The organism is Hydrogenophaga sp. YM1, from assembly GCF_016903055.1.
In the GTDB taxonomy this organism is placed as follows: domain Bacteria; phylum Pseudomonadota; class Gammaproteobacteria; order Burkholderiales; family Burkholderiaceae_C; genus Hydrogenophaga; species Hydrogenophaga borbori.
The window spans coordinates 2,952,460-2,976,331 of record NZ_CP070223.1; the positions used below are offsets into that span (position 1 = coordinate 2,952,460).

23 protein-coding genes and 2 tRNA genes are annotated in these 23,872 nt (G+C 69.0%); 6 read left to right on the top strand and 19 right to left on the bottom strand.

Annotated elements, in window-relative coordinates:
- Positions 1 to 43 precede the first annotated feature (43 nt).
- The 7 genes from ispC to rpsB form a co-directional block, all read right to left on the bottom strand.
- Positions 44 to 1,231 (bottom strand): 1-deoxy-D-xylulose-5-phosphate reductoisomerase, encoded by a 1,188-nt coding sequence (gene ispC / locus JNX00_RS13835; RefSeq protein ID WP_204742639.1) that lies wholly within the window; start codon positions 1,229 to 1,231, stop codon positions 44 to 46.
- Between the two features lie 3 nt (positions 1,232 to 1,234).
- Positions 1,235 to 2,068 carry a phosphatidate cytidylyltransferase gene (locus tag JNX00_RS13840; RefSeq protein ID WP_070400000.1) on the bottom strand — a complete coding sequence of 278 codons (834 nt, stop codon included), beginning with the start codon at positions 2,066 to 2,068 and terminating at the stop codon, positions 1,235 to 1,237.
- Positions 2,061 to 2,810, bottom strand: coding sequence for a polyprenyl diphosphate synthase (uppS, locus tag JNX00_RS13845; protein ID WP_204742641.1), 750 nt, complete (start codon positions 2,808 to 2,810; stop codon positions 2,061 to 2,063). Before uppS ends, JNX00_RS13840 begins: the two co-directional genes overlap by 8 nt.
- A 31-nt stretch (positions 2,811 to 2,841) precedes the next feature.
- Complete coding sequence (gene frr, locus JNX00_RS13850; protein WP_204742642.1) at positions 2,842 to 3,402, bottom strand: ribosome recycling factor; 561 nt, start codon at positions 3,400 to 3,402, stop codon at positions 2,842 to 2,844.
- Between the two features lie 28 nt (positions 3,403 to 3,430).
- The gene (gene pyrH, locus JNX00_RS13855; protein ID WP_070399997.1) at positions 3,431 to 4,141 is read right to left on the bottom strand and encodes a UMP kinase; all 711 of its coding nucleotides are present in this window, start codon (positions 4,139 to 4,141) and stop codon (positions 3,431 to 3,433) included.
- Positions 4,142 to 4,286: 145 nt separating this feature from the next.
- Complete coding sequence (gene tsf, locus JNX00_RS13860; RefSeq protein ID WP_204742643.1) at positions 4,287 to 5,174, bottom strand: translation elongation factor Ts; 888 nt, start codon at positions 5,172 to 5,174, stop codon at positions 4,287 to 4,289.
- A gap of 107 nt (positions 5,175 to 5,281) precedes the next feature.
- Entirely contained in the window at positions 5,282 to 6,034 is a 753-nt protein-coding gene (rpsB, locus tag JNX00_RS13865) for a 30S ribosomal protein S2 (protein WP_070399995.1), read from the bottom strand.
- Positions 6,035 to 6,240: 206 nt separating this feature from the next.
- Here rpsB and JNX00_RS13870 point away from each other — a divergent pair, with 206 nt between their 5' ends.
- Together JNX00_RS13870 and JNX00_RS13875 are read left to right on the top strand one after the other, a co-directional pair.
- Positions 6,241 to 7,491, top strand: a complete 1,251-nt coding sequence (locus JNX00_RS13870) for an FAD-dependent oxidoreductase (protein WP_204742644.1) — start codon at positions 6,241 to 6,243, stop codon at positions 7,489 to 7,491.
- Between the two features lie 29 nt (positions 7,492 to 7,520).
- Positions 7,521 to 9,032, top strand: a complete 1,512-nt coding sequence (locus JNX00_RS13875) for an NAD(P)H-hydrate dehydratase (protein WP_204742645.1) — start codon at positions 7,521 to 7,523, stop codon at positions 9,030 to 9,032.
- 18 nt (positions 9,033 to 9,050) lie between these two features.
- On the opposite strand, the gene JNX00_RS13880 is transcribed toward JNX00_RS13875, so the two are convergent.
- The 3 genes from JNX00_RS13880 to rnr are packed head-to-tail and all read right to left on the bottom strand — an operon-like array spanning position 9,051 to position 12,763.
- Complete coding sequence (locus JNX00_RS13880) at positions 9,051 to 9,581, bottom strand: YggT family protein (protein WP_070399993.1); 531 nt, start codon at positions 9,579 to 9,581, stop codon at positions 9,051 to 9,053.
- 27 nt (positions 9,582 to 9,608) lie between these two features.
- On the bottom strand, positions 9,609 to 10,511 hold the full coding sequence (locus JNX00_RS13885) for a type 1 glutamine amidotransferase (protein WP_239478144.1): 903 nt from the start codon (positions 10,509 to 10,511) through the stop codon (positions 9,609 to 9,611).
- 11 nt (positions 10,512 to 10,522) lie between these two features.
- On the bottom strand, positions 10,523 to 12,763 hold the full coding sequence (gene rnr, locus JNX00_RS13890; RefSeq protein ID WP_204742647.1) for a ribonuclease R: 2,241 nt from the start codon (positions 12,761 to 12,763) through the stop codon (positions 10,523 to 10,525).
- 33 nt (positions 12,764 to 12,796) lie between these two features.
- Here rnr and JNX00_RS13895 point away from each other — a divergent pair.
- Positions 12,797 to 12,881, top strand: a tRNA-Leu gene (locus tag JNX00_RS13895).
- An 88-nt stretch (positions 12,882 to 12,969) separates the two neighbouring features.
- On the opposite strand, the gene rimO is transcribed toward JNX00_RS13895, so the two are convergent.
- From rimO to JNX00_RS13920, 5 genes are all read right to left on the bottom strand, one after another.
- The gene (gene rimO, locus JNX00_RS13900) at positions 12,970 to 14,355 is read right to left on the bottom strand and encodes a 30S ribosomal protein S12 methylthiotransferase RimO (RefSeq protein ID WP_204742648.1); all 1,386 of its coding nucleotides are present in this window, start codon (positions 14,353 to 14,355) and stop codon (positions 12,970 to 12,972) included.
- Between the two features lie 43 nt (positions 14,356 to 14,398).
- Positions 14,399 to 14,941, bottom strand: coding sequence for a polyhydroxyalkanoate synthesis repressor PhaR (gene phaR, locus JNX00_RS13905; protein WP_116957075.1), 543 nt, complete (start codon positions 14,939 to 14,941; stop codon positions 14,399 to 14,401).
- Positions 14,942 to 15,059: 118 nt separating this feature from the next.
- Positions 15,060 to 15,136 (bottom strand) — tRNA-Val (locus JNX00_RS13910).
- 43 nt (positions 15,137 to 15,179) lie between these two features.
- Positions 15,180 to 17,468, bottom strand: a complete 2,289-nt coding sequence (locus tag JNX00_RS13915; RefSeq protein ID WP_070399989.1) for a bifunctional (p)ppGpp synthetase/guanosine-3',5'-bis(diphosphate) 3'-pyrophosphohydrolase — start codon at positions 17,466 to 17,468, stop codon at positions 15,180 to 15,182.
- Positions 17,465 to 18,385 carry an alpha/beta hydrolase gene (locus JNX00_RS13920; protein ID WP_070399988.1) on the bottom strand — a complete coding sequence of 307 codons (921 nt, stop codon included), beginning with the start codon at positions 18,383 to 18,385 and terminating at the stop codon, positions 17,465 to 17,467. Before JNX00_RS13920 ends, JNX00_RS13915 begins: the two co-directional genes overlap by 4 nt.
- A gap of 80 nt (positions 18,386 to 18,465) precedes the next feature.
- Here JNX00_RS13920 and JNX00_RS13925 point away from each other — a divergent pair, with 80 nt between their 5' ends.
- Positions 18,466 to 19,236 carry a 3-hydroxybutyrate dehydrogenase gene (locus JNX00_RS13925; RefSeq protein WP_070399987.1) on the top strand — a complete coding sequence of 257 codons (771 nt, stop codon included), beginning with the start codon at positions 18,466 to 18,468 and terminating at the stop codon, positions 19,234 to 19,236.
- Between the two features lie 4 nt (positions 19,237 to 19,240).
- Here JNX00_RS13925 and JNX00_RS13930 read toward each other — a convergent pair whose 3' ends face one another.
- Both JNX00_RS13930 and JNX00_RS13935 read right to left on the bottom strand, forming a co-directional pair.
- Positions 19,241 to 19,978, bottom strand: a complete 738-nt coding sequence (locus JNX00_RS13930; RefSeq protein WP_345774088.1) for an SIMPL domain-containing protein — start codon at positions 19,976 to 19,978, stop codon at positions 19,241 to 19,243.
- 21 nt (positions 19,979 to 19,999) lie between these two features.
- Positions 20,000 to 20,299: a hypothetical protein gene (locus JNX00_RS13935; protein ID WP_139147081.1), complete on the bottom strand. Its 300-nt coding sequence runs from the start codon at positions 20,297 to 20,299 to the stop codon at positions 20,000 to 20,002.
- A gap of 170 nt (positions 20,300 to 20,469) precedes the next feature.
- Here JNX00_RS13935 and ompR point away from each other — a divergent pair, with 170 nt between their 5' ends.
- Both ompR and JNX00_RS13945 read left to right on the top strand, forming a co-directional pair.
- Positions 20,470 to 21,201, top strand: a complete 732-nt coding sequence (ompR, locus tag JNX00_RS13940; protein WP_070399984.1) for a two-component system response regulator OmpR — start codon at positions 20,470 to 20,472, stop codon at positions 21,199 to 21,201.
- Entirely contained in the window at positions 21,201 to 22,604 is a 1,404-nt protein-coding gene (locus tag JNX00_RS13945) for a sensor histidine kinase (RefSeq protein ID WP_070399983.1), read from the top strand. Before ompR ends, JNX00_RS13945 begins: the two co-directional genes overlap by 1 nt.
- A gap of 21 nt (positions 22,605 to 22,625) precedes the next feature.
- Here JNX00_RS13945 and ispF read toward each other — a convergent pair whose 3' ends face one another.
- Positions 22,626 to 23,108 (bottom strand): 2-C-methyl-D-erythritol 2,4-cyclodiphosphate synthase, encoded by a 483-nt coding sequence (gene ispF, locus JNX00_RS13950; RefSeq protein ID WP_070399982.1) that lies wholly within the window; start codon positions 23,106 to 23,108, stop codon positions 22,626 to 22,628.
- Positions 23,105 to 23,827 (bottom strand): 2-C-methyl-D-erythritol 4-phosphate cytidylyltransferase, encoded by a 723-nt coding sequence (gene ispD / locus JNX00_RS13955; protein ID WP_204742649.1) that lies wholly within the window; start codon positions 23,825 to 23,827, stop codon positions 23,105 to 23,107. Before ispD ends, ispF begins: the two co-directional genes overlap by 4 nt.
- Between the last annotated feature and the right edge of the window lie 45 nt (positions 23,828 to 23,872).

A 23,872-nucleotide genomic window follows, 5' to 3' on the forward strand; every position in this document is an offset into this window, starting at 1 on the left:
GCGACTCGCTGCGCCAGGGGACAGGCCGGGCCGGCGCGAAGGATCAGGTCTGCAAACGGGTGACTTGCTGCCGCGCGCAGGCGCGGGCCTCTTCGTCGAGCGCCAGCAGGTCGGCCAGCGATTGTGGCTTGGAAGGGCTCACGCGCTGCAAAGTTGCATCGTTGACCGCGTGGATGTGGTCGAAGCGCAGCCGCCGGTCGAGAAAGGCCGCCACGGCCTCCTCGTTGGCGGCGTTGAGCACCGCGGTGGTACCGGCCGGCCCGCGCAGCGCGGACCAGGCCAGCGGCAGGCCGGGGAAACGTGTCTCGTCGGCGGTTTCGAAACTCAGCGTGCCCAGGGTGGCGAAGTCGAGCGCGCTGGCGCCCGAGGCGATGCGCTCGGGCCAGGCGAGGCCATAGGCGATGGGCACCCGCATATCGGGCGTGCCGAGCTGGGCCACGATGGAGCCGTCGCGGTACTGCACCATGGAGTGGATGACGCTCTGCGGGTGGATCACCACCTCGATACGCTCGGGCGCCAGGCCGAAGAGGTAGCGCGCCTCGATGACCTCCAACGCCTTGTTCATCATGGTCGCGGAGTCGACCGAGATCTTTCGGCCCATGACCCAGTTGGGGTGGGCGCAGGCCTGCTCGGGTGTGACATCGGCCAGCGTGCCGGGCGCGCGGGTGCGAAAAGGCCCCCCGGAGGCTGTGAGCACGATCTTGTCCACGCGCCGTTCCCAGCTCGCCGGGTCCTCGGGCAGCGACTGGAACACCGCCGAGTGCTCGCTGTCGATGGGCAGCAGCGTGGCGCCGCCGGCGCGCACGGTGTCCATGAACAGATCGCCGCCGACCACGAGCGCCTCCTTGTTGGCCAGCAGCAGTTTCTTGCCGGCGCGCGCGGCGGCCAGGCTGGGCGCCAGGCCGGCGGCACCGACGATGGCGGCCATCACGGCGTGCACCTCGGGCGCTTCGCTCACCTCGCACAGGGCCTGGGCACCCTGCCGCACCTCGACGGCCAGGCCGGCCTCGCGCACGCGCTCGCGCAGACGCGCGGCGGCGGCGGCGTCCACCAGCACCGCGACGCGCGGCTGGAAGGCCCGGCATTGCTGGAACAGGGCTTCGTCCTGCCGCGCGGCGGTGAGGGCGAACACGCGGTAGCGCCCGGGGTGGCGCGCGACCACGTCGAGCGTGCTTTGCCCGATCGAGCCCGTGGAACCGAGGATGGTGATGAATTGCGGGGCGTCGGACATGGATCAGAAGGAGACGAGCATCATGGCCAGCGGCAACACGGGCAGCAAGGCGTCGATGCGGTCGAGAACGCCGCCATGGCCCGGCAGCAGGCCGCTGGAGTCCTTGACGCCGGCCGCGCGCTTGACCAGGGACTCGACCAGGTCGCCCACCACGCTCATCGTGGTGAGGAACACCAGGGCGGCCAGGGCCAGCGGCGGCCCCAGGCTCCAGAGCGTGTCGTACAGGTGGCCAGGCGCCAGCCAGCCCCGCTGGGTGCCCAGCAGCCAGACGCCGGCGAGCAAGAACACGCCGATGAGGCCGCTGATGGCGCCCTCCCAGCTCTTGCCCGGGCTGATGCGGGGCGCGAGCTTGCGGCGCCCGAAGCGCTTGCCGCCGAAATACGCGGCGATGTCGGCCGCCCACACCAGCAGCAGCACGGACAGCAGAAAGCCCAGGCCGATCAGGCGCGCCTGGACCAGCGCCAGCCAGGCGCAGGCGATCAGAAACAGGCCCAGCCACAGGCGGATCCAGAGTGGGCAGCGGGTCAGCGCCTCGGTGCCGCCGCGCAGCAGCACCAGGGCCAGCAGCACCCAGACCCCGCACAGGCCCAGCCACAGGCGGGGCCAGGGACGCTCCACCCCACCCAGCAGCCAAAACACCAGGCCCGCGACGCCCAGCGCCAGTCCGGCGCTCACCGCGCGGGTCTGGCCGCAGCCGTTAAGCCGCGCCCATTCCCAGCCTGCCGTGCCGATCAACACCAGCGTGAAGGCCGCGAAGGGTTCGATCGACGGGTACAGCAGCGTGGGCAGGAAGACGGCGAGCAGCAGCAGCGCCGTGATGACCCGCTGCTTAAGCATCGCGGGTTCCGGCGTCGGCGGTCACGGCGGCGTCGGCGCGCTGCGCGGAGGTCTGGCCGAAGCGGCGTTCGCGGCGCGCGTACTCGGCCAGGGCCAGGTCCAGCTGCGCGGCGTCGAACTCGGGCCAGAGGCAGTCGCTGAACACCAGCTCGGCGTAAGCCGCTTGCCACAACAGGAAGTTGCTGATGCGCTGCTCACCACCGGTGCGGATGATGAGGTCGGGATCGGGCACATGGGCCATGGCCATCGCGGCCGACAGGCTCTCTTCGGTGATGGCTTCGCCGCGCTCGGCCAGCCGTTGCGCGGCCTGCGCCATGTCCCAGCGCCCGCCGTAGTTGAAGCAGACATTGAGCACCAGGCGCTCATTGCCCTGCGTCGCCGCCTCCGCCGAAGCCAGGCCTTGCGCCAGGCGCGGCGACAGGCGCGAGCGGTCACCGGGGAAATGCAGGCGCACGCCACTGTCGGCCAGGCGCGGCACCTCGCGCGACAGCGCCACGGCCAGCAGGTCCATCAGGCTGGCCACCTCGTCCACGGGGCGGCTCCAGTTCTCGGACGAGAACGCGAACACGGTAAGCACCCGGATGCCGCGCTGCACGCTGGCCTCGACGATGCGGCGCAGCGCGTCCACGCCTTGCTTGTGGCCGGCCACACGCGGCAGCCAGCGCTTCTGAGCCCAGCGGCCATTGCCGTCCATCACGATCGCGACGTGATACGGCAGGTTCTGGGCGACGGTGTTCTGCATGCCTCGGTCTGGCTCGAACGGGACCGGCGGCTCAGACCGCCATGATGTCCTGTTCCTTGCTGGCCACGAGCTTGTCCACCTCGGTGATCATGCGATCGGTCAGCTTCTGGATGTCGTCCTGGGCGCGGCGCTCATCGTCCTCGGAGACTTCCTTGTCCTTCAGCAGCTTCTTGAGCGCTTCGTTGGCGTCGCGGCGCAGGTTGCGGATGGCGACCTTGGCGGACTCGCCCTCGCCCTTCACCACCTTGGTGAGCTCCCGGCGGCGCTCTTCGGTCATGGGCGGCAGGGGCACGCGGATCAGGTCGCCCTGCGAGGCCGGGTTCAGGCCCAGGTCGGACTCGCGGATCGCCTTCTCGATCTTGGCGCCCATGCCCTTCTCCCAGGGCGCAACGCCGATGGTGCGGGAGTCGAGCAGCGACAGGTTGGCCACCTGCGACAGGGGCAGCATGGAGCCGTAGTAGTCCACGTGCACGGTGTCCAGCAAGGCCGGGTTCGCGCGGCCGGTGCGGACCTTGGTCAGGCTGTTCTTGAACGCCTCGATGGACTGCTGCATCTTGTGCTCGGCGTTCTTGCGGGTATCGGCAATGGTCATCTTGGGAGTCTCCTGTGGGCGGACGCGCTCAGACGTGAACGAGGGTGCCCTCGTCGGCGCCCATCACCACGTTGCGCAGCGCGCCGGGCTTGAAGATGGAAAACACCTTGACGGGCAGCTTCTGGTCACGGCACAGCGCGAACGCCGTCGCGTCCATCACCTGCAGGTTCTTGACCATGGCCTCGTCGAAGGAAATGGTGGTGTAGCGCGTGGCGCTCGGGTCCTTGTTCGGGTCGGCGGTATAGACACCGTCGACCTTGGTGGCCTTGAGCACCATCTCGGCACCGATCTCGGCGCCGCGCAGCGCGGCCGCGGTGTCGGTGGTGAAGAAGGGGTTGCCGGTGCCGGCGGCGAACACCACCACCTTGCCTTCTTCGAGGTACTGCAGGGCCTTGGGGCGCACATAGGGCTCGACGACCTGCTCGATGCCGATGGCGGACATCACGCGGGCCACCAGGCCGGCCTTGTTCATGGTGTCGGCCAGCGCCAGCGAGTTCATGACCGTGGCGAGCATGCCCATGTAGTCGGCGGTGGCGCGGTCCATGCCCACGGAGCCGCCGGCCACGCCGCGGAAGATGTTGCCACCGCCGATGACGATGGCCACTTGCACCCCGAGGCGGGTGACTTCGGCGATTTCGTCGACGATGCGCACGATGGTGGCGCGGTTGATGCCGAAGGCGTCATCGCCCATGAGGGCTTCACCGGACAGCTTCAGCAGGATCCGTTGGTAGGCGGGCATGAAAGGCTTTCTGGATCGGTTCGCGGCGCGGGCAGCCGCCAAGTGTAGCGGCGGTCCAGGGGGCCACTGGCCGCCCCGCCGCCGAAAAATGGTCAACACATATGACAACGGGCCTTGCGGCCCGTTGTCTGAGGGAGCAGGACGCTCAGGCGCCCTTGGCCGCCGCGACCTGGGCCGCCACCTCGGCGGCGAAGTCGTCGACCTTCTTCTCGATGCCCTCGCCCACCACGAACAGGGTGAAGGACTTCACCGTGGTATTGGCGGCCTTGAGCATCTGCTCCACCGTCTGCTTGTCGTTCTTGACGAAGGGCTGGTTGAACAGCGAGACCTCCTTGAGGTACTTCTGCACCGAACCTTCGATCATCTTGGCGGCGATGTCGGCGGGTTTGCCGGACTCGGCCGCCTTGGCGGTGGCCACCGAGCGCTCGCGCTCGATCAGCTCGGCCGGCACGTCGGCGCTGGTCAGCGCCACGGGCTTCATGGCGGCCACGTGCATGGCCACGTCCTTGGCGGCCGCCTCGTCGCCGTCGAACTCGACGACCACGCCGATGCGGGTGCCGTGCAGGTAGCTGGCCAGCTTGGACGAGCCGCTGTAGCGCTTGAAGCGGCGGAACGACATGTTCTCGCCGATCTTGCCGATCAGGCCCTTGCGCACGTCTTCCAGCGTCGGGCCGAAGCCGTCCTGGCTGTAGGCCAGGGCGCCCAGGGCGTCGACGTCGGCCGGGTTGTGTTCGGCGATGAGCTTGGCCGCGGCGTTGGCCAGGGCCAGGAAGCTGTCGTTCTTGGTCACGAAGTCGGTTTCGCAGTTGACCTCGATGAGCGCGCCGGTGTTGCCCTGCACGGCGGCGGCCACCACGCCTTCGGCGGTCACGCGGCTGGCGGCCTTGCCGGCCTTGGTGCCCAGCTTGACGCGCAGCAGTTCCTCGGCCTTGGCCATGTCGCCATCGGCCTCGGTGAGGGCTTTCTTGCACTCCATCATGGGGGCGTCGGTCTTGGCGCGCAGCTCAGCGACCATGCTTGCGGTGATTGCCATGTGTGTTCTCCTGGGGTCCGGCGCGTCGGGTGCGCCGGCGGGTCAATGATGGATTTCGGTTACGAAAAAGGGGCTACGCGAGCCCCTCGTTCGCGCGCGAAACGGGATCAGGCCGCGTCGTCCTGCACTTCGACGAACTCGTCGCCGCCTTCAGCCGACACGGCCTTGGCCACGTCGGACACGGCGTTGGCGCGGCCTTCCAGCACGGCGTCGGCGATGCCGCGGGCGTACAGGGCCACGGCGCGGGCCGAGTCATCGTTGCCGGGGATCACATAGTCGATGCCGACGGGCGAGTGGTTGGTGTCGACCACGCCCACCAGCGGAATGCCCAGCTTCTGTGCCTCGAGCACGGCGATCTTGTGGAAACCCACGTCGACCACGAAGATGGCATCGGGCAGCGCGGTCATGTCCTGGATGCCGCCGATGTCCTTCTCAAGCTTTTCCATCTCGCGGTTGAACATGAGCTGTTCCTTCTTGCTCATGCTGTCCAGGCCGGCTTCCTTCTGAGCCTGCATGTCTTTCAGGCGCTTGATGGAGGTCTTGACGGTCTTGAAGTTGGTCAGCATGCCGCCCAGCCAGCGCTGGTCGACGAAGGGCACGCCGGCGCGGCGCGCTTCCTGGGCCACGATGTCGCGCGACTGGCGCTTGGTGCCCACCATCAGCAGGGTGCCGCGGTTGGCCGACAGCTGGCGCACGAACTTCTGCGCGTCGTGGAACATCGGCAACGTCTTTTCGAGGTTGACGATGTGGATCTTGTTGCGGTGCCCGAAGATGAAGGGCGCCATCTTGGGGTTCCAGAAGCGGGTCTGGTGACCGAAATGGACACCGGCTTCCAGCATTTCGCGCATGGAAATGGACATGAGTTGTTTCCTGAGGTTAGGTCTAAAATCCAGCCCCGATCGCGGCGGTAGCGGGTGGAGCAACTCCACGGCGGCCGACGCGACACCCGGATGGGCCGGTTTGCGATTGACTTTGCGCCGATGGGCTTCAGGCGAAGCCCCAGATGCAAAGCCTGTCAATTATAGCACCCGGTGTCTGGGCGCCCTCTTCTCTTCCCTCCCTTTGCATGAACATCGCCATCGTGGGCGCAGGTGTCTGCGGCGTGACCACCGCCCATGAGCTGCTGAACGACGGTCACACGGTGACCCTGTACGAAAAGCGCGGCACGCCCGCCGAGGAAGCGAGCTTCGCGCCGGCCGGCCTGGTGTCCACCGCCTGGGCGCTGGCCTGGGCCGGCCCTGAGCACCGGCTGCACGCCCCCTGGGCGCCCCCTGGCCCTGGCGTGCGCTGGCGCGCCGGACTGGACACCGCCGCCTGGCGATGGTGGCGGCGCTGGCGGCGCGAGGAGCGCCGCCGCAGCGACGACGCCCTGCTGGCCCTGCGCGACCTGATCGACCGAGGCCTGCAGCGCCAGATTGAACTGACCGCCGAACTCGACCTGGACCACGACCGCAGCGACGACCTGTTGGTGCTGCTGAGCGACGCCCGCGAAGCAGCCAATGCGCAGCCCGCCATCGACCGCCTGCGCGGCCTGGGGCTGGAGCTGCGCGCGGTCTCGGCCGACGAGGCGCGCGCCATCGAACCCGCCCTCAATCCGACCGCGCCCCTGCATTCGGCCGTGCACCTGCGCGGCCCCGGGGTGGCCAACTGCCGCGAATGGACCATGCTCATGCGCCACCGCGTCGCGCGCCTGGGCGGTGCCTTGCGCTTGCGCACCGGCGTCACCGGGCTGCGGCCGGACGGCCTGGGGTGGCGGCTGAGCGCCTCGGACGGCAGCGAGGCGCGCTTCGACGCCGTGGTGCTGTGCGCCGGCGTCGGCGCGGACGAGCTGCTCGGCAACCTCGGTCTGCCCACGCCCTGGACGGTGCTGTGGTCGCACTCCCTGAGCGCGGGCCTACGCGAGCCCATGGACGCGCCCGTGTCGGCCGTGCTCGACCTCAAGTCACGCATCGCCATCACCCGCTTGGGCCAGCGGGTGCGCGCCTCGGGCGGGGCCGATCTCGGCGGCTCCGGCGCCGGCACCGATCCGGCCAGCCTGCGCCGGCTGGGCCAGGTGATGTCGCACTGGTTCCCGGCGGCGGCCCGTTTCTCGGGTCCGCAGGCTTCGATACAAAGCTGGCGCGGCGCCCTGGTCATGTCGGACGACGGCCTGCCCTGCATCGGCGCCAGCCGCCTGCCCGGCCTGTGGCTGAACCTGGCGCACGGCGCGGCCGGCTGGGCCATGGCCTGCGGCGCAGCGCGCCATCTCGCCGACGCCATCACCCACCCCTCCACCGAGGCCCCCGCCGCCTTTTCTCCCTCGCGTGTGGGGCTGTGAACCCGCGATCGCGTGGTGAAATGCCCGCCATGCGATCCCTGCGCGCCGACCAACTCGAACCCCTGCACGACACGGCGGGTACGCGCGCGATCGAGCAGGCCCTGGCGGCCACCCTGCCCCCGCACGCCCTGATGGCCCGCGCCGGCGAGGCGGTGGCCCGCCTGGCCCTGGCCTGGCGGCCGCATGCGCGGCGCCTCTGGGTGGCCTGCGGCCCCGGCAACAACGGCGGCGACGGCCTGGTCGCCGCCCGCCATCTGTTGCAGGCCACTCCGCCCGGCTGGCGCGAGATCGTGGTGACGCACGACGCCCACCCCGAGCGCCTGCCAGCCGACGCCGCCTGGGCCTTGCGCGACGCCCTGGCCGCCGGCGCCACCGTGCAGTCCGCCCCTCCCGACAGCCCCGACCTGGTCATCGACGCCCTGCTGGGCATCGGCGCCCGCGCCTTGGGCCAGGACCCGCTGGCCACGCGCGTGCGCGAGGTGCGCGGCCATCGCGCGCCGGTGCTGTGCGTCGACCTGCCGAGCGGGCTGAACGCCGACAGCGGCGTGGACAGCGCCGGTGCCTGCCCCGACGCCGGCCCGCGCCAGACCCTGAGCCTGCTGACACTCAAACCCGGGCTGTTCACGGCCGGCGGGCGCGACGCCGCGGGCACGGTCTGGTTCCACGACCTCGGCGCCCCCGCCGACGGGGCGCCGCCCGCCGCCTGGTGGGGCGGGCACCTGCCCTCTGTGGCGGACCCGGCTGTCGGCCCCCACGCGGCCCACAAAGGCAGCCATGGGGACGTGGGCGTGCTGGGTGGCCAGCTGCCAGGTGCCACCGGCGTGGGCATGGCGGGCGCCGCCGTGCTGGCGGCGCGGGCCGCCCTGCACGCCGGCGCGGGGCGCGTGTACCTTGCGTTGGTGGGGAACGGGCCAGCCCCCTCGCACGACCCACTGTCACCCGAGCTGATGCACCGACTGCCCGCCGCGCTGCTGGGCGCCGACGAGCACGCCCTGCCCGTGCTCGTCGCGGGCTGCGGCGGCGGCGAGGCCATTCGCGAATGGATGCCGCAGGCCCTGGTCTGCCCCCGGCTGGTGATCGACGCGGACGGGCTCAACGCCCTCGCCCGCGACCCCACGCTGCAGCGCCTGGCCGCGCGCCGCGCGGCGCGCGGCTGGCTGACGGTGCTCACGCCCCACCCGCTGGAAGCCGCCCGCCTGCTGGGGACCAGCACCGCCGAGGTCATGGCCGACCGATTGGGCGCCGCGCGCCAGCTCACCAAGCGCTTTGGCGCGGTCACGGTGCTCAAGGGGTCCGGAACCGTGGTGACCGAGCCCGGCGGCGCGCCCTGGATCAACGCCACCGGCAACGCCCGCCTGGCCACCGCCGGCACCGGCGACGTGCTGGCCGGGATGATCGGCGCGGCCTTGGCGCGCCCGCACGAACACGGCGCCGACGCCGTGCGCCGCGCCGTCGCCGCACACGGCGCGCTGGCGGACCACTGGCCCGCCGATCACACACTCACGGCCGGGCGGCTGGCGCGCGCGGCGCAGCCGCTCTGACACGAGCTACTGGGCGAATCAGCCCAGCAGCATCAGCCCCACCTGCAGGGCGATGATCACCACCAGCACCGACAGGTCGACCCCGCCCACCAGCGGAACCACGCGCCGCACGGGTGCCACGATGGGTGAGGACAGACGGTCGAGCAGCCCCATGAGGGGCGAGCGCGGCTGCACCCAAGACAGGATCGCGTAGACGATCAGCAGCAGCATGAGGCCCTGCAACAGGTCCCGCACCAGAAAACGCAGGCCCAGCACCGGCACGGCCGCCCAGGGCAACTCGCCGCCCGAGGCGATCAGCAGCCACAGCAGCGCGTGCAGCAGGGACAGCAGCACCGCGGCCACCAGGCTCGCGCCATCGATGCGGCCCTTGGCAATGGCCGCTGGCAACAGGCGGCGCAGCGGCTGCACCAGCCAGTCGGTGATGGCCATCACGAAGCGCCCGGGCTGCGCCTGCATGGGCACGCGCAGGTGGTTCATCCAGGCGCGCAGCAGCGCCGCGGCCACGAGGAAGAAAAAGACGGTGTCGAGCAGGAACAGGAGGATGCGCATGCCGGCGAGTTTAGGCCGTCGGGAACCTCAAGCCGCCAGGCGCTGACCGGCGCGCGGCGGCCGGGGGTCGAGTTCCAGGCCGGCGTCGAAGCGGCGCATGGCTTCGGCGCGCGAGGCCTCCAGAAAGTCCAGCATGATGGGCGAGCTGTCCACCAGGGCGTGGCGGCCATGGTGGAACTCGGGGTGCCACTGCACGCCGCGCGCGTAGGCCTCGCCGGTCCAGCGGATCGCCTCGACCAGGCCGTCGAGCGAGGAAACGGCCTCCACCACGATGCCCTTGCCCAGGTCCGCCACCGCTTGGTGGTGGATGCTGGTGACGCGCAGCTGCGTGGACTTGGGGTAAAGCTCGGTGAGCGCAGAGCCCTGGATGAAGGTGACGTCGTGCTCGAACTGGTCGTACAGCTCCACGTCCACGTGCTCGTGCGCGGCCGGGCATTGCGTGGCGATGTCCTGGAACAGTGTGCCGCCGAAAGCCACATTGAGCAGTTGCGCGCCACGGCACACGCCCAGCACGGGCTTCTTCTGCGCCAGGAAGCAGCGCATCAGCGCGAGTTCGTAGCGGTCGCGCACCACGTCGCCTCGCCACTCCTCGCGCAGCGGTTCTTGCCCGTAGGTTTCGGGCGCCACGTCCGCCCCGCCCTGCAGCACCAGGGCATCGAGCTCCTGCACCACGTGCTCAACCTTCAGGTGGCGCGCGGCCAACTGGGTGTCCTGCGTGACGGCCGGCACCATGAAGGCCACGGCGCCGTGCGCCATGATCCAGTGCGCCAGCGAGGCCTCGATGTACTGCAGGCTCTTGTTGCGAAAGCCCAGCTCGGGTGGCACATGGTGCATGAGCCGCGCCGACACGCCGATGCGCAAGGGCCGCTCCTGTTCGACGCGCAGCGATTTGCGGGCCCCGGCACCGCCGAGGCTGCCCTTCGCACTCATCGCCGCGACGCTCATCGCTTGCCCCGCCTCGACTTGGAGGGCCCCGCGCGCGAGGGCTTGGCGGCCGACTTCTTGTCGGCCGCACGGCGCACCGCGGACTTGAGTTCGGCGCCCGGGCGCGGCTTGGCCGCGCCCCGCTCCCGTCGCCCCGCGCCGGCCGAAGCGGCTTCGCCGCCGGTCTTGTCGCGCATGGCCTTGAGCACCACGTCGTCCTCGCCGCTCACCAGGCGGAAATCGATGCGGCGGCCGTCCAGGTCGACACGGCTGACCTGCACCTGCACGCGCGAACCCAGCGTGTAGCGGATGCCCGTGCGCTCGCCGCGCAGTTCCTGGCGCGCCTCGTCGAAGCGGAAATACTCGCCCCCGAGCTCGGTGATGTGCACCAGGCCCTCGACGTACATCGCATCCAGGGTGACGAAGAGGCCGAAGCTCGTGACCGCGCTGACCACGCCCGAGAACACTTCGCCCAGGTGCTCGCGCATGTACTTGCACTTGAGCCAGGCCTCCACGTCGCGGCTGGCCTCGTCGGCGCGGCGCTCGTTGGCGCTGCAGTGCAGGCCCGCGGCCTGCCAGCCCAGGGTGTCGGCCGAGGGCTTGCGCGCGTTGGGTGCCGGTGGCTTCACGCGGCTGGCCAGGCGCTTGCTGAGCTTGGCGTGCGCATCGCCCGGCGTGGGCAGCTCGGGCAGCTGGTACTTCTGCTTGTGCAGGATGGCCTTGATCACGCGGTGCACCAGCAGGTCGGGGTAGCGGCGGATCGGACTGGTGAAGTGCGTATAGGCCTCGAACGCCAGGCCGAAGTGGCCGCTGTTGATGGGCGTGTAGATGGCCTGTTGCATGGAGCGCAGCAGCATGGTGTGGATCTGCTGCGCATCGGGTCGGTCCTGCGTCGCCTGGGCGATCTGCTGGAACTCACCTGGCTTGGGTTCCTCGCTGAGCGAGGCGTTGACGCCCATGGCCTTGAGGTAGTTGCGCAGCACCTCCAGCTTCTCGGGCGTGGGGCCTTCGTGCACGCGGAACAGGCCCGGGTGCTTGCCCTGCTCGATGAACTCGGCCGAGCAGACGTTGGCGGCCAGCATGGCTTCTTCGATCAGCTTGTGCGCGTCGTTGCGCGTGCGCGGCACGATGCGCTCGATGCGGCCCGATTCGTCGCAGACGATCTGCGTCTCCACGGTCTCGAAGTCCACCGCCCCGCGCGCGTTGCGCGCCGCCAGCAACGCGCGGTACACGTCGTGCAGGTTCAGCAGGTACGGCACCAGCGGCTTGCGGTTCATGGCCTCGGGGCCGCGCGTGTTCTGCAGGATCGCCGCCACCTCGGTGTAGGTGAGGCGCGCGTGGCTGAACATCACCGCCGGGTAGAACTGGTAGGCGTGGATCTCGCCGCGCGCGGTGATGAGCATGTCGCACACCATGCACAGGCGCTCCACCCCGGGGTTGAGCGAGCACAGGCCGTTGGACAGCTTCTCAGGCAGCATGGGGATCACGCGGCGCGGGAAGTAGACCGAGGTCGCGCGGTCGTAGGCGTCCACGTCGATGGGCGAACCGGTCTGCACGTAGTGGCTCACGTCGGCGATGGCCACCAGCAGGCGCCAGCCCTTGGCCTTGCCCACTTTCGCGGGCTCGCAGTACACGGCGTCGTCGAAGTCGCGCGCGTCTTCGCCATCGATGGTCACCAGCGGCACGTCGCGCAGGTCCACCCGGTGGCGCAGATCGCTCGGCCGCACGTGATCGGGCAAGGCGCGCGCCTGCGCCATGGCGGTCTGCGAGAACTCGTGCGGCACGCCGTACTTGCGGACCGCGATCTCGATCTCCATGCCCGGGTCGTCGATCTCGCCGAGCACTTCCTTCACACGCCCCACGGGCTGCCCGTACAGCGCGGGCGGCTCGGTGAGCTCCACCACCACCACCTGGCCCGGCTTGGCCGAGCCCGTGGCACCCTTGGGAATCAGCACGTCCTGGCCGTAGCGCTTGTCTTCGGGCGCCACGAGCCACACGCCGCCCTCTTGCAGCAGACGGCCGATGATGGGCGCCGTGGAGCGCTCGATGATTTCGGTGACGCGGCCCTCGGGACGGCCCTTGCGGTCGAGCCGCACGATGCGGGCCTTCACGCGGTCCTTGTGCAGCACCGCGCGCATTTCGTTGGAGGGAAGGTAGATGTCGGGCTGGCCGTCGTCGCGGACCACGAAACCGTGTCCATCACGGTGTCCGGAAACGACGCCATCAAATTCTGCAAGGAGGTTGTTTTTATCGCTCACTATTTCTCTGCTATACTGCTGGTTTCCTGAGATGCCCAGGTGGCGGAATTGGTAGACGCACTAGTTTCAGGTACTAGCGCCGAGAGGCGTGGAGGTTCGAGTCCTCTCTTGGGCACCATCATATAAGGGCCTGCAGTCCACAAGACTGCAGGCTTTTTCTTTGGCCGAATGCCGCAATGGCGCCGGCCAGGGCCGGCGGCCCCGGATCAAACGGGCAAGGCCACAAGGTCGTGGCCGTCGGTATCAACAATGCGGGCCCGCGTGAATTCGCCCACCTTCAGCGTCTTGCTGATCTTCTCGGGCGGCAGCAGCCGCACCACGCCATCGATTTCAGGCGCGTCCGCGTAGCTGCGGCCCACGGCCCCCTTCTTGCCCAGGCCGGGCGCGCTGTCCACCAGCACCTGCATGTTGGCGCCGATGTGAGCGCGCAGCTTGTCGGCCGACACCTGCTCGGCCACGGCCATGAAACGCGCGCGGCGCTCCTCGCGCAGCGCCTCGGGCACCGGGTCGGCCAACCCATTGGCGGCGGCGCCCTCCACCGGCGAATACGCGAAGCAGCCGGCGCGGTCGATGCGCGCCTCGCGCAGGAAATCGAGCAGGTGCTCGAATTCGGCCTCGGTCTCGCCGGGAAAGCCCGCGATGAAGGTGCTGCGCACGACGATCTGCGGACAGATCTCGCGCCAGCGCGCGATGCGCTCCAGGTTGCGCTCACCGCTGGCGGGCCGCTTCATGCGGCGCAGCACGTCGGGGTGGCTGTGCTGCAAGGGCACGTCCAGGTAAGGCAGCACCAGGCCTTCGGCCATCAGCGGGACGATTTCGTCCACGTGCGGGTAGGGATAAACGTAGTGCAGGCGCACCCAGGCGCCGAAGGGCTTGGCGAGCTCGCCCAATTCGCGCACCAGGTAGTGCATGCGCGTCTTCACCGGCCGGCCATCCCAGAAGCCGGTGCGGTACTTCAGGTCCACGCCGTAGGCGGAGGTGTCCTGGCTCACCACCAGCAGCTCTTTAACCCCCGCCTCGAACAGCTTGCGCGCCTCGGTCAGCACGTCACCGACGGGCCGGCTCACCAGGTCCCCGCGCATCGACGGGATGATGCAGAAGGTGCAGCGGTGGTTGCAGCCCTCGCTGATCTTGAGGTACGCGTAGTGGCGCGGCGTGAGCTTGATGCCTTGCGGCGGCACCAGGTCCACGAAGGGATCGTGCGGCTTGGGCAGGTGCTGATGCACCGCTTCCATCACCTCGTGCGTGGCGTGCGGGCCGGTGACGGCCAGCACGCTGGGGTGCATCTGGCGCACCAGGTTGCCGCCCTCTTCGCCTGCGCGCGCACCCAGGCAGCCGGTGACGATGACACGGCCGTTCTCGGCCAAGGCTTCGCCGATGGCGTCCAGGCTTTCCTTCACGGCGTCGTCGATGAAGCCGCAGGTGTTGACGATGACCAGGTCGGCGCCGTCGTAGGACTTGGAGGTCTGGTAGCCCTCGGCGCTCAGTTGGGTCAGGATCAGCTCGGCGTCGGTGAGCGCCTTGGGGCAGCCGAGGCTGACGAAGCCCACCTTGGGCACGGCGCCCGGGGCGGTTGCAGTGGATTCACTCATAGAGGCGGGATTGTCTCAGACCCCGCCCAAGCGTTCAGGCCATTCAGCGTTTGAGGCCCAGCGCGGCGAGCATCTGCTCACTGTTTTTCTGCATCTGCTCCTGCATCTGCGTGAAGGCGGTGCGCGACTGCTCCAGGTAAGTGCCCATCATGCCCTGCATCATGGGCGACTGCAGGTTCATGAATTGTTTCCAGGCCTCGGGGTTGAGCCCGCCACCGCCCTGCTCCGCCATCTTCTGCTGCAGGTCCATAAAGATCTGGATGTTCTTTTCCAGATAGGACCCCATGAAGTCCTGCATGGCATGGCCGTAGAAACGGATGATGTTCGCCAGCACCTGTTCGGTGAAGATGGGCGCGCCGGCCGTTTCCTCTTCCAAGATGATCTGCAGCAGGATGCTGCGGGTGAGGTCTTCGTTGGTCTTGGCGTCACGCACCACGAAGGACTCGTTGCCCATCACCAAAGCCTTGACCTCGGCCAGGGTGATGTACGACGAGGTGTCGGTGTCGTACAGCCGGCGGTTGGGGTACTTCTTGATCACGCGCACGCCACGCGCACCCGCTGCTTCGGTCTTGGATTTGGTCGCCATTCCGGCATTCTAGGAACCGGCGGGGGGGTACCGGGCATGGTTTTCCCTGTGCAACCCGCCCCGCCTCAAGGCCAAGACAAAGGGCCTGTCGCGGTGGCAACAGGCCCTTTGGGAAAGTTGGTAGGCGCGAAGGGACTCGAACCCCTGACCCCCACCATGTCAAGGTGGTGCTCTAACCAGCTGAGCTACGCGCCTTCGAACGAATCGAAGCCTCGCAGTATAGCAGTTCCTGGCCGCGCTATTTGCGGCGCACCATGCGAACGCCGTTCACGTCTCCCACCACGGCCATGGCGCGCGCCACCTGCCGGGCGTCTGCCACCTCGATGGTGAAGGTCATCCAGGCCACGCCCCTGACGGACTGCGTCTGTACCCCGATCACGTTCATCTTCTCGCGGGCGAAGACGTCGGAGATGTCGCGCAACAGGCCCTGACGGTCGACAGCCTCGATGGCCACGTCGACGGGGTACACCGCCTGAGAGCCGCCACGCGCGTCGTCGCGACCGGCCCAATCGACCTCGATCACGCGGTCCGGGCTCTTGCGCACCAGGTGCGCGAAGTCGGTGCAGTCGGCACGGTGAATGCTCACGCCCTTGCCTCGCGTGACGAAGCCGCGAATCTCGTCGGGCGGTGCGGGCCGGCAGCACTTGGCGAGCTGGGTCATCAGCGAGCCCACGCCCACCACCAGCACGTCGCCCTTGGGGCTTTCCTGGCCGCGACGGGGCTTGCGCACCCAGCTGCTGGGCTCGGGCGTGGCCTCGGGTTCGGGCGGGCGCAACTGGGTCTCGATCGAGCGCAGCGACAGCTCATCCTTGCCGACCAGCTCGAAGAGCTCGTCGGCGGAACCCAGGCCCATTTCAATGGCCAGGTCCTCGAACTTGAGCGCCGTGCGGCCTTCGCGCTGCAGCAGCTTTTCCACCGCCTCTCGCCCGCGCGCGATGGTCTCGGCCAGGGCCTGGGCGTTGAACCAGGCGCGCACCTTGCTCTTGGCGCGGTGGCTCACCAGATAACCCAGCTCGGGGTTGAGCCAGTCACGCGAAGGGCCACCGTCCTTCACGGACACGATCTCCACCGTCTGGCCGTTCTGCAACGCCGTGTTCAGCGGCACCATGGCGCCGTCGACCTTGGCGCCGCGGCAGTGGTGGCCCAGGTCGGTGTGCACGGTGTAGGCAAAGTCGACCGGCGTGGCGCCCTGCGGCAGTTCAACGATGGCGGCGTTCGGCGTGAGCACGTAGATGCGGTCGTCGAACAGGCCCTGGGCGGTGCCGCTGAGGTCGCGCTCCCAGGCCAGCAGTTGGCGCAGCACGGCGATCTTGGCGTCGTACTCGGAGTTGGCCGTGACGCCCGAGTAGCCTTTGGCACCCGCTTCCTTGTAGGCCCAGTGCGCGGCCACGCCGTGTTCGGCGTGGTCGTGCATGGCCTGGGTACGGATCTGGATCTCGAAGGCCCGCCCCTGGGCGTCGCGCACCACCGTGTGCAGGGACTGATAGCCGTTGGGTTTGGGCTTGGCGATGTAGTCGTCGAACTCATCCGCCACCGGCGTGAAGTGCTCGTGCACGAAGGACAGCACGGCGTAGCAGTCAGCGGTTTCGAGCACGATCACGCGCAAGGCCCGGATGTCGAACACCTGCTCGAAGTCCAGCGCCTTGCCCCGCATCTTCTTGACGATGCTGTAGATGTGCTTGGGCCGGCCTTGCACCATGGCGGCGATACCCTGCGCCAGCAGCGCGCGCTGCAGGTCCTCGCGCACCTGCTCGACATGCGCCTCGCGCTCGGCGCGCTTTTCGTCGAGCAGCTTGGCCACGTTCTTGTAGGTCTGCGGCTCCAAGAAGCGAAAAGCCAGGTCTTCCATCTCCCACTTGATCTGCCAGATGCCCAGCCGGTTGGCCAGGGGCGCGAACACATGCAGGGATTCGCTGGCCAGCAGTTCACCCGGATCGCCCTTGATGGAGGCGAAATAGCGCAGCGTCTGCAGACGCGAGGCCAGGCGCAGCATCACCACGCGCAGGTCGCGTGAAAAGGCGAGCAGCATCTTGCGCACGTTCTCGGTCTGGCTGGCCGCGAGCTCGGACACGGGCGCCTTGGACAAGCCCGGCGCGGGCTGGCCCGCGTCTTGGGCGGCCAGGCGTTCCTCCTGCTTGCGCGCGAGCTTCTCCGCCGCCTTCAGACGCGCCTGCCGCTGCAACTGGACGAGCTTGGTGGTCTCCAGCGCCAGCGCGGCGTGCTGCTCGCCGAAGGCTTTGGCGATGACTTCTTGCGGCCGGTTCAGGTGCTGACAGGCATACACCAGGTACACCACCGACTGCATGGCCTCGGACCCCCCGATGTCGGCCAGGATGCGCGCCACCGCCTCGGCGTGTGCCCAGGTGTTCTCACCCGTGTCCAGGCACTCGCCTTCCAGCAGGGGCTCGGCAAAGGCACGGGCGCGCGCCAGCGCATTGGCCTGCTGAGGCAGGCCCGCGGCGGTGGCGGCCACGATCGCGGCCGTGGCGGGCGCCGCGTCGTCCAACGAGGGGTTGGCCCGCTTCATGGCGAGAGCAGGAAGTCGAGCACGGCGCGCACCTGATCGTCGGCCATCAGCGTGGGCGCGTGACCCACGCCGGCGAAGCTCACGCAGCGCGGGCGCGGCCCGCGGGCCTGCATGGCCCGCACGGTGTCCATGCTGAGCAGGTCCGAGTCCTCGCCACGCAACACCAGGGTGGGCGCGGCGATCGCGTCGTACAGGTCCCACAGCGCGGCCTCGCCGGCGCGCACCGCCTCACGCAGCGCCTGCGTTTCCACGCCCTGCGTCATGGCCTTGAACGGCAGGGCGATGGCCGGGTCGTAGTGCAGGCGCACGCGCCCGCCGCGCTCGCGCAGCATGGGCAGGGACAGGGCCCGCCATTGCTCGGGCGTGTGGGGGCCGAAGCCCTTGGAAATGCTGGCCAGGTAGTCACTCGCCGCCTGCATGGAGTCGAAGTCGGGGTCCAGGCCCAGGTAGGTGCCGATGCGCATGAGCGCTTCCCACTGCACCACGGGTCCCACATCGTTCAGCACCAGGCGCGTGGGCGCCAGCAGCGGCTGCGCCGCCACGCCCATGCCGATGAGTCCTCCCATGCTGGTGCCGACCCAGTCGATGCGCACGCCGGGTCGCTGCGCGCGCAACTGCTGCAGCAGCACGGCAAGGTCGGCCACGTAGGTGGGCACCTGGTAGGCCATGGGGTCAGCCAGCCAATCGCTGTGCCCGCGCCCCGCCACGTCCACCGCGACCACGCGGCAGAACGGTTGCAGCGCGCGCGCCAGGGTGTCGAAGTCGCGCCCCTGGCGCGACAGACCGTGCACGCAGACGACCACGTGATCGTCGCGCCCGCCGGTGCTGCGCCAGTCCCACCAAGCCATGCAGCGCGGGCCGCCTTCACGGGCCGCGGCCCCACCGACGACGGTGTGCTGGAGTTGGGGTTCGGTCATGGTGCGGCTCGGGGCTGGCGTCCGCCATCCATAATGCATGGCAGCACGTCGAACCAATCGTAATGGAACTGGAGTAACCCATGCTCACCGGGAAAACCGCACTCGTCACCGGATCCACCAGCGGCATCGGCCTCGGCATCGCCAAGGCCCTCGCACGCCAGGGCGCCAATGTCGTGCTCAATGGTTTCGGTGACAGCGCCGGCCCACAGGCCGAGGTGGCGGCACTGGGCGCCAAGGTCGGCTACCACGGTGCCGACATGAGCAAGCCGGCAGAGATTGAGGACATGATGGCCTACGCGGCCAAGACCTTCGGCCAAGTGGACATCCTCGTGAACAACGCGGGCATCCAGCACGTCGCCAGGGTGCAGGACTTCCCGGTCGAACGCTGGGACGCGGTGATCGCCATCAACTTGTCCAGCGCCTTCCATACCTCGCGTCTGGCCCTGCCGGCCATGCTCAAGGCCAACTGGGGACGCATCATCAACGTGGCTTCGGTACATGGGCTGGTGGGATCGGCGGAGAAGTCGGCGTACGTGGCGGCCAAGCATGGCATCGTGGGCCTGACCAAGGTGACGGCCCTGGAAACCGCCACCTCGGGCGTCACCTGCAACGCCATCTGCCCGGGTTGGGTGCTGACGCCGCTGGTGCAGAAGCAGGTGGACGCGAAGGCCGCCGCGCTGAAGCTTTCGAACGCGGAAGCCACCAAGCTGCTGCTGGGCGAGAAGGAGCCCTCGATGCAATTCACCACGCCCGAGGAGCTGGGCGAACTGGCGGTGTTCTTCTGCTCGCCCGCCGCCGGCAACGTACGCGGCGTGGCCTGGAACATGGACGGCGGTTGGGCCGCCCAGTAAGGCCTCAGCGCATTTGGATGGCGCCAGACACCGTGATGCTCACGGTGCTGGTGCCGGCGGCCACCGGAATGGCGGCGTCGCTCGCGGCCGCCTTGGCCTCCATGGCCATCATGCGCGGCATGGGTCGCTCGGGCATCTCGGCCGAGCTCACCGACACATCGCGCAGCGTGTAGCCGCTGAAGCCAAAGCCCTTGGCGATTTCACTGGCGCGCGCGCGAAAACGCTCGATGGCCTGCGCCTGCACCTGGGACTCCAGCGCCTGACGCGCTTCGCGCGAGAGCGAGAAGCCCATGTTGGAGACGGTGAGGGTCTGCACACGACCAGCCACCGCGCTCACGTTGGCGATGTCGCGGCCCTCGATCACCACCTCGGCCTGACCCTGCCAGCCGCTGATGCGGCCATTGCTGCCATAACGGGGGTAGAGGCGCAGGTTGCCGGTGCGCACCTCCAGTTGCTGAGGCTTGGCCTGCGGCTGGGCGATCGCCAGCGCGGCATCCACAGCCACCTTGAGCTGATTCTGCACAGTAGCGGCATCGCTGCCCTCGCGGGTGGTGCTCAACACCACGGTGAGCCAGTCTTGCGGCACTTCCAGGTGGCCGCTGGCGGAGAGGCTCACCACATTGGCGGGCACCTCGGGCGCCTGCGCCAGCGCAACCGGCGAAGCGGCCACGGCGGCCATGAGGCTGAGAGCGGAAGCGGCGCGGCGAACCGCAGCCGCCGAGCGGGCGGGCAGATAGGGCATGGGCATGTGTGCTGGTTTTTTTCAGGGCTGGCGATGGGACTCGAAGGGCGGTTGCACCCTGAGCTGCTCGCGCAGGCGCTGACGCTCCTCCACGGACAGCCGGAAAGGCTTGCCGCCGTCGTCCATGTCGTCAAAGGGTTGGCGCAGGGCATCGCGCAGCCGCATGGGCGCACGCGCCTCGCCACCATCGATTGAGATCGGCACCACCGTCACCGCCGCGGCGTCGGCGCCGATCACGCCGGCGTCGCGCGGACGCTCCGGATTGGCGTAAGCCAGACCCGCGGTCAAGCAAGCGATGGTTCCCATCCAAACGGACTTCATGGTGTGGAGGAGTATGAACAGAAGCCCGATTGTGCGAGTGAGGCTCGGGTCAAGCGAATGGCGTGCAGGGCAACATCTGTAACAGCCTGTCAGAAAACCAAAAAACGAGCGTTGACAAGCACTTGCCGCTGCCAAAATCGGCTTTGTTACATTTATCGGAAGTTGCTCCCATGCCACAGAACCACCCCCGCCCCAACAAGGTTCTCGTCGTCGATGACGACGTGCGCATCCGCGACCTGCTGCGCCGCTACCTGATGCAGGAAGGCTTCGAAGTGATGCTGGCCGAAGACGGCAAGGCCCTGAACAGGGTCCTGCAGCGCGACGCCGTAGACATCATCGTGCTCGATCTGATGATGCCCGGCGAGGACGGGCTGTCGATCTGCCGCCGCCTGCGCGCCAATGGCGACCGCACGCCCATCATCATGCTGACCGCCAAGAGCGAGGACGTGGACCGCATCGTGGGCTTGGAGGTCGGCGCCGATGACTACCTCGGCAAACCGTTCAATCCGCGGGAACTGCTGGCCCGCATCCACGCCGTGCTGCGCCGCCGCCCGCCGGCCGAGGTGCCCGGCGCGCCCTCGCAGGACGCCGAGGTGGTGAAGTTCGGCCCCTACGAATTCGATCTGAGCCTGCGCACCCTGCGCAAGGACGGCAACGACCTGCCCTTGACCACTGGCGAATTCGCCATGCTCAAGGCCCTGGTGCGCCACCCGCGCCAACCGCTGTCGCGCGAGAAGCTGGCCCAGTTGGCGCGCGGACGCGAGTTCGAGCCCTTCGACCGCAGCCTGGATGTGCAGGTCTCGCGCCTGCGCAAGCTGATCGAGGACGACGCATCCTCGCCGCGCTACCTGCAGACGGTATGGGGCGTGGGCTACGTGTTCGTGCCGGACGGCAACACCTGATGGACAGCGAATCACGGGTACCGTTCGAGACCGAACCCACCGCGCTGGAAACCGCCCCGGCCCCGCTGGAGGTGCGGCCCACGCGCGGCGTGAGCCTGTTCTGGCGCACCTTCTTCTTTCTCACGCTGCTGCTCACTGGCTGCATCATCGCGTGGCTGCAAACTTTCCGCGCGCTGGAATACGAGCCGCGCGCCCTGCAAAGCGCGCAGCAGCTCGCTTCGCTGGTGAACCTCAGCCGCGCGGCGCTGATTCACTCGGATTCGATCGCGCGCGTCTCGCTCATCAAGACCCTGGCGTCCGAGGAAGGCCTGCGCATCGCTCCGCGCGAGCCCAACGACACCTTCCAGCTCTACGACACCGACCTGCTCAGCCGCAACGTGGCCGGACAGTTGAAGGCCCGCCTGGGGCCGGACACGGTGGTGGCGCGAGAGGTCAATCACCAGGCGGGGCTGTGGATCGGCTTCTCGATCGACGGCGACCCATACTGGCTGTTGACCGACCCCTCCCGCATCGGCCCGGTGGCGGGCACCACCTGGCTGATCTGGCTGGGCACGGCCGCCCTGCTCTCGCTCGCTGGCGCCGCGCTCATCGCGCGCCTGATCAACCGGCCGTTGAAGAAGCTCTCCTTCGCGGCCAGCCGCGTGCGCGAGGGCGACTTCAACGCCAGCCAGCTCAACGAGACGGTGGCCACCAGCGAGATTCGCGAAGTCAACATCGGCTTCAACCGCATGGCGCAGCGCCTGTCCAAGATCGAGCAGGACCGCGCGCTCATGCTCGCCGGCATCTCGCACGACCTGCGCACGCCGCTGGCGCGCCTGCGGCTGGAAACCGAGATGAGCGTGGCCGATCCGATGGCGCGCGAGCACATGTCGGCCGACATCGAGCAGGTCAACGCCATCATCGACAAGTTCCTCGACTACGCGCGGCCCGACCACATGAAGCCGGAGGAGGTCAACCTCAACGAGGTGATAGAGACCGCGCTGTTCGCGCTCGGCGACGACCCCAAGACGGTCATCAAGACCCGTATCGAGCCCGCGCTGTTCGTTCTGGGTGACCCGGTGGAGTTGCAGCGCGTGTTCAGCAACCTGCTGGAAAACGCCTCGCGCTACGGCCGCGACCCCGACAGCGGCGTGGCGCAAATCGACATCGCCGCCAAGGCCAAGGACGACTCGGTGCTGGTCAAGCTGCGCGACCATGGCCGCGGCGTGCGGCCCGAAATGCTGGAGCAGCTGACCCAGCCGTTCTTCCGCGGCGACGCCGCGCGCTCCGACGCCACCGGCACGGGCCTGGGCCTGGCCATTGTGGAGCGCGCCATCACGCGCATGGGCGGGCGCTTCGCGCTGGCCAACAGCAGCACGGGCGGCCTGGCGGCGCACATGAAGCTGCGCCGCGCGCCGGGCTGAGCGCCGCCCGGCGGCTGCCGCTCAGACCTTGAACAACAAGGCCACGGCGCGGGCCTCGATGGCCTCGCCCTGCCCCACCGGCCCCATCTTCTCGGCCGTCTTGGCCTTCACGTTCACCTGGCCCACCGCCAAGTCGAGCAAGGCGGCGATGCGCTCGACCATGGCCGGGATGTGCGGCGCCAGCTTGGGCGCCTGCGCAACCACGGTGCTGTCGAGGTTGCCGATCTCGTAGCCTTCGGCGCGCACGCGCCGAGCGGCCTCGGCCAGCAGCGCACCCGAGTCGGCGCCGCGGAAGCGCTCGTCGGTGTCGGGAAAGTGGCGGCCGATATCGCCCAGCGCGGCGGCGCCGAGCAGCGCGTCGGTGATGGCATGCAGCAGCGCGTCAGCGTCGGAATGCCCCAGCAGGCCATGCGTGTGCGGCACGGTGATCCCCCCCAACACCAGTGGGCGACCGGTAACCAGGCGGTGGATGTCCCATCCTTCGCCGATGCGGATGGCGTTCATGTGCGGCTCCTGAGGATGGCTTCGGCCAAGGCGAAGTCGTACGGGTAGGTGACCTTGATGTTGCTGGCGCGCCCTTCCACCAGGCGCGGGCGCCGCCCGGTGCGCTCGATGGCGCTGGCCTCGTCGGTGATGCCCTCGAAGCCGGTGGCTCGCGCCATCAACAGCGCGTCCAGCAGTTCGCCCAGGCGGAACATCTGCGGTGTCTGTGCCAGCCACTTGTGGCGGCGCTCGATGGTGCGCGCCACGCGGCCGTCCACCTCGTCCTTCAGCGTGTCCGGCAACGGCAGCGCCAGCAGGCCGCCCACCGGGTCGCTGGCGCAGGCCTCGATCAGCGCCGTCACCTCCTCGGGCGTGACCAGGCAGCGCGCGGCGTCGTGCACCAGCACCCAATCGGCATCGGGCACGCCGGCTTCGCGCAGGGCCTGCAGGCCATTGAACACGGTTTCGGCGCGCGTGGCCCCGCCGCGGCGCAGGGCGAGCACGCCGTCGACATCGCCGGGCCAGTGCGCATCGTCGGGCGCCAGCACCACCACGATCCGATCCAGCGTCGTCACGCCGCGCAACGCAGCCAGGGTGTGTTGCACCAGAGGCCGCCCCGCGATGGGCTGGTATTGCTTGGGCAGCGGCGCGCCCGCGCGCGAACCGGTGCCCGCGCAAGGCAGCAGCGCATGGCAGCGGGGCAAGGACGATGGGGCGTGGAAAGGGGAAGCAGCGCTCATGGGCGCCGCCATTCTAGAATTCACCCACACCCCCGGCCCGATCCG

Excerpts from the sequence above, each read along its gene's own strand:
- ispC (WP_204742639.1), bottom strand. The coding sequence starts at position 1,231 with ATGTCCGACGCCCCGCAATTCATCACCATCCTCGGTTCCACGGGCTCG.
- JNX00_RS13840 (WP_070400000.1), bottom strand. The coding sequence starts at position 2,068 with ATGCTTAAGCAGCGGGTCATCACGGCGCTGCTGCTGCTCGCCGTCTTC.
- uppS (WP_204742641.1), bottom strand. The coding sequence starts at position 2,810 with ATGCAGAACACCGTCGCCCAGAACCTGCCGTATCACGTCGCGATCGTG.
- frr (WP_204742642.1), bottom strand. The coding sequence starts at position 3,402 with ATGACCATTGCCGATACCCGCAAGAACGCCGAGCACAAGATGCAGCAG.
- pyrH (WP_070399997.1), bottom strand. The coding sequence starts at position 4,141 with ATGCCCGCCTACCAACGGATCCTGCTGAAGCTGTCCGGTGAAGCCCTC.
- tsf (WP_204742643.1), bottom strand. The coding sequence starts at position 5,174 with ATGGCAATCACCGCAAGCATGGTCGCTGAGCTGCGCGCCAAGACCGAC.
- rpsB (WP_070399995.1), bottom strand. The coding sequence starts at position 6,034 with ATGTCCATTTCCATGCGCGAAATGCTGGAAGCCGGTGTCCATTTCGGT.
- JNX00_RS13870 (WP_204742644.1), top strand. The coding sequence starts at position 6,241 with ATGAACATCGCCATCGTGGGCGCAGGTGTCTGCGGCGTGACCACCGCC.
- JNX00_RS13875 (WP_204742645.1), top strand. The coding sequence starts at position 7,521 with ATGCGATCCCTGCGCGCCGACCAACTCGAACCCCTGCACGACACGGCG.
- JNX00_RS13880 (WP_070399993.1), bottom strand. The coding sequence starts at position 9,581 with ATGCGCATCCTCCTGTTCCTGCTCGACACCGTCTTTTTCTTCCTCGTG.
- JNX00_RS13885 (WP_239478144.1), bottom strand. The coding sequence starts at position 10,511 with ATGAGTGCGAAGGGCAGCCTCGGCGGTGCCGGGGCCCGCAAATCGCTG.
- rimO (WP_204742648.1), bottom strand. The coding sequence starts at position 14,355 with ATGAGTGAATCCACTGCAACCGCCCCGGGCGCCGTGCCCAAGGTGGGC.
- phaR (WP_116957075.1), bottom strand. The coding sequence starts at position 14,941 with ATGGCGACCAAATCCAAGACCGAAGCAGCGGGTGCGCGTGGCGTGCGC.
- JNX00_RS13915 (WP_070399989.1), bottom strand. The coding sequence starts at position 17,468 with ATGAAGCGGGCCAACCCCTCGTTGGACGACGCGGCGCCCGCCACGGCC.
- JNX00_RS13920 (WP_070399988.1), bottom strand. The coding sequence starts at position 18,385 with ATGACCGAACCCCAACTCCAGCACACCGTCGTCGGTGGGGCCGCGGCC.
- JNX00_RS13925 (WP_070399987.1), top strand. The coding sequence starts at position 18,466 with ATGCTCACCGGGAAAACCGCACTCGTCACCGGATCCACCAGCGGCATC.
- JNX00_RS13930 (WP_345774088.1), bottom strand. The coding sequence starts at position 19,978 with ATGCCCTATCTGCCCGCCCGCTCGGCGGCTGCGGTTCGCCGCGCCGCT.
- JNX00_RS13935 (WP_139147081.1), bottom strand. The coding sequence starts at position 20,299 with ATGAAGTCCGTTTGGATGGGAACCATCGCTTGCTTGACCGCGGGTCTG.
- ompR (WP_070399984.1), top strand. The coding sequence starts at position 20,470 with ATGCCACAGAACCACCCCCGCCCCAACAAGGTTCTCGTCGTCGATGAC.
- JNX00_RS13945 (WP_070399983.1), top strand. The coding sequence starts at position 21,201 with ATGGACAGCGAATCACGGGTACCGTTCGAGACCGAACCCACCGCGCTG.
- ispF (WP_070399982.1), bottom strand. The coding sequence starts at position 23,108 with ATGAACGCCATCCGCATCGGCGAAGGATGGGACATCCACCGCCTGGTT.
- ispD (WP_204742649.1), bottom strand. The coding sequence starts at position 23,827 with ATGAGCGCTGCTTCCCCTTTCCACGCCCCATCGTCCTTGCCCCGCTGC.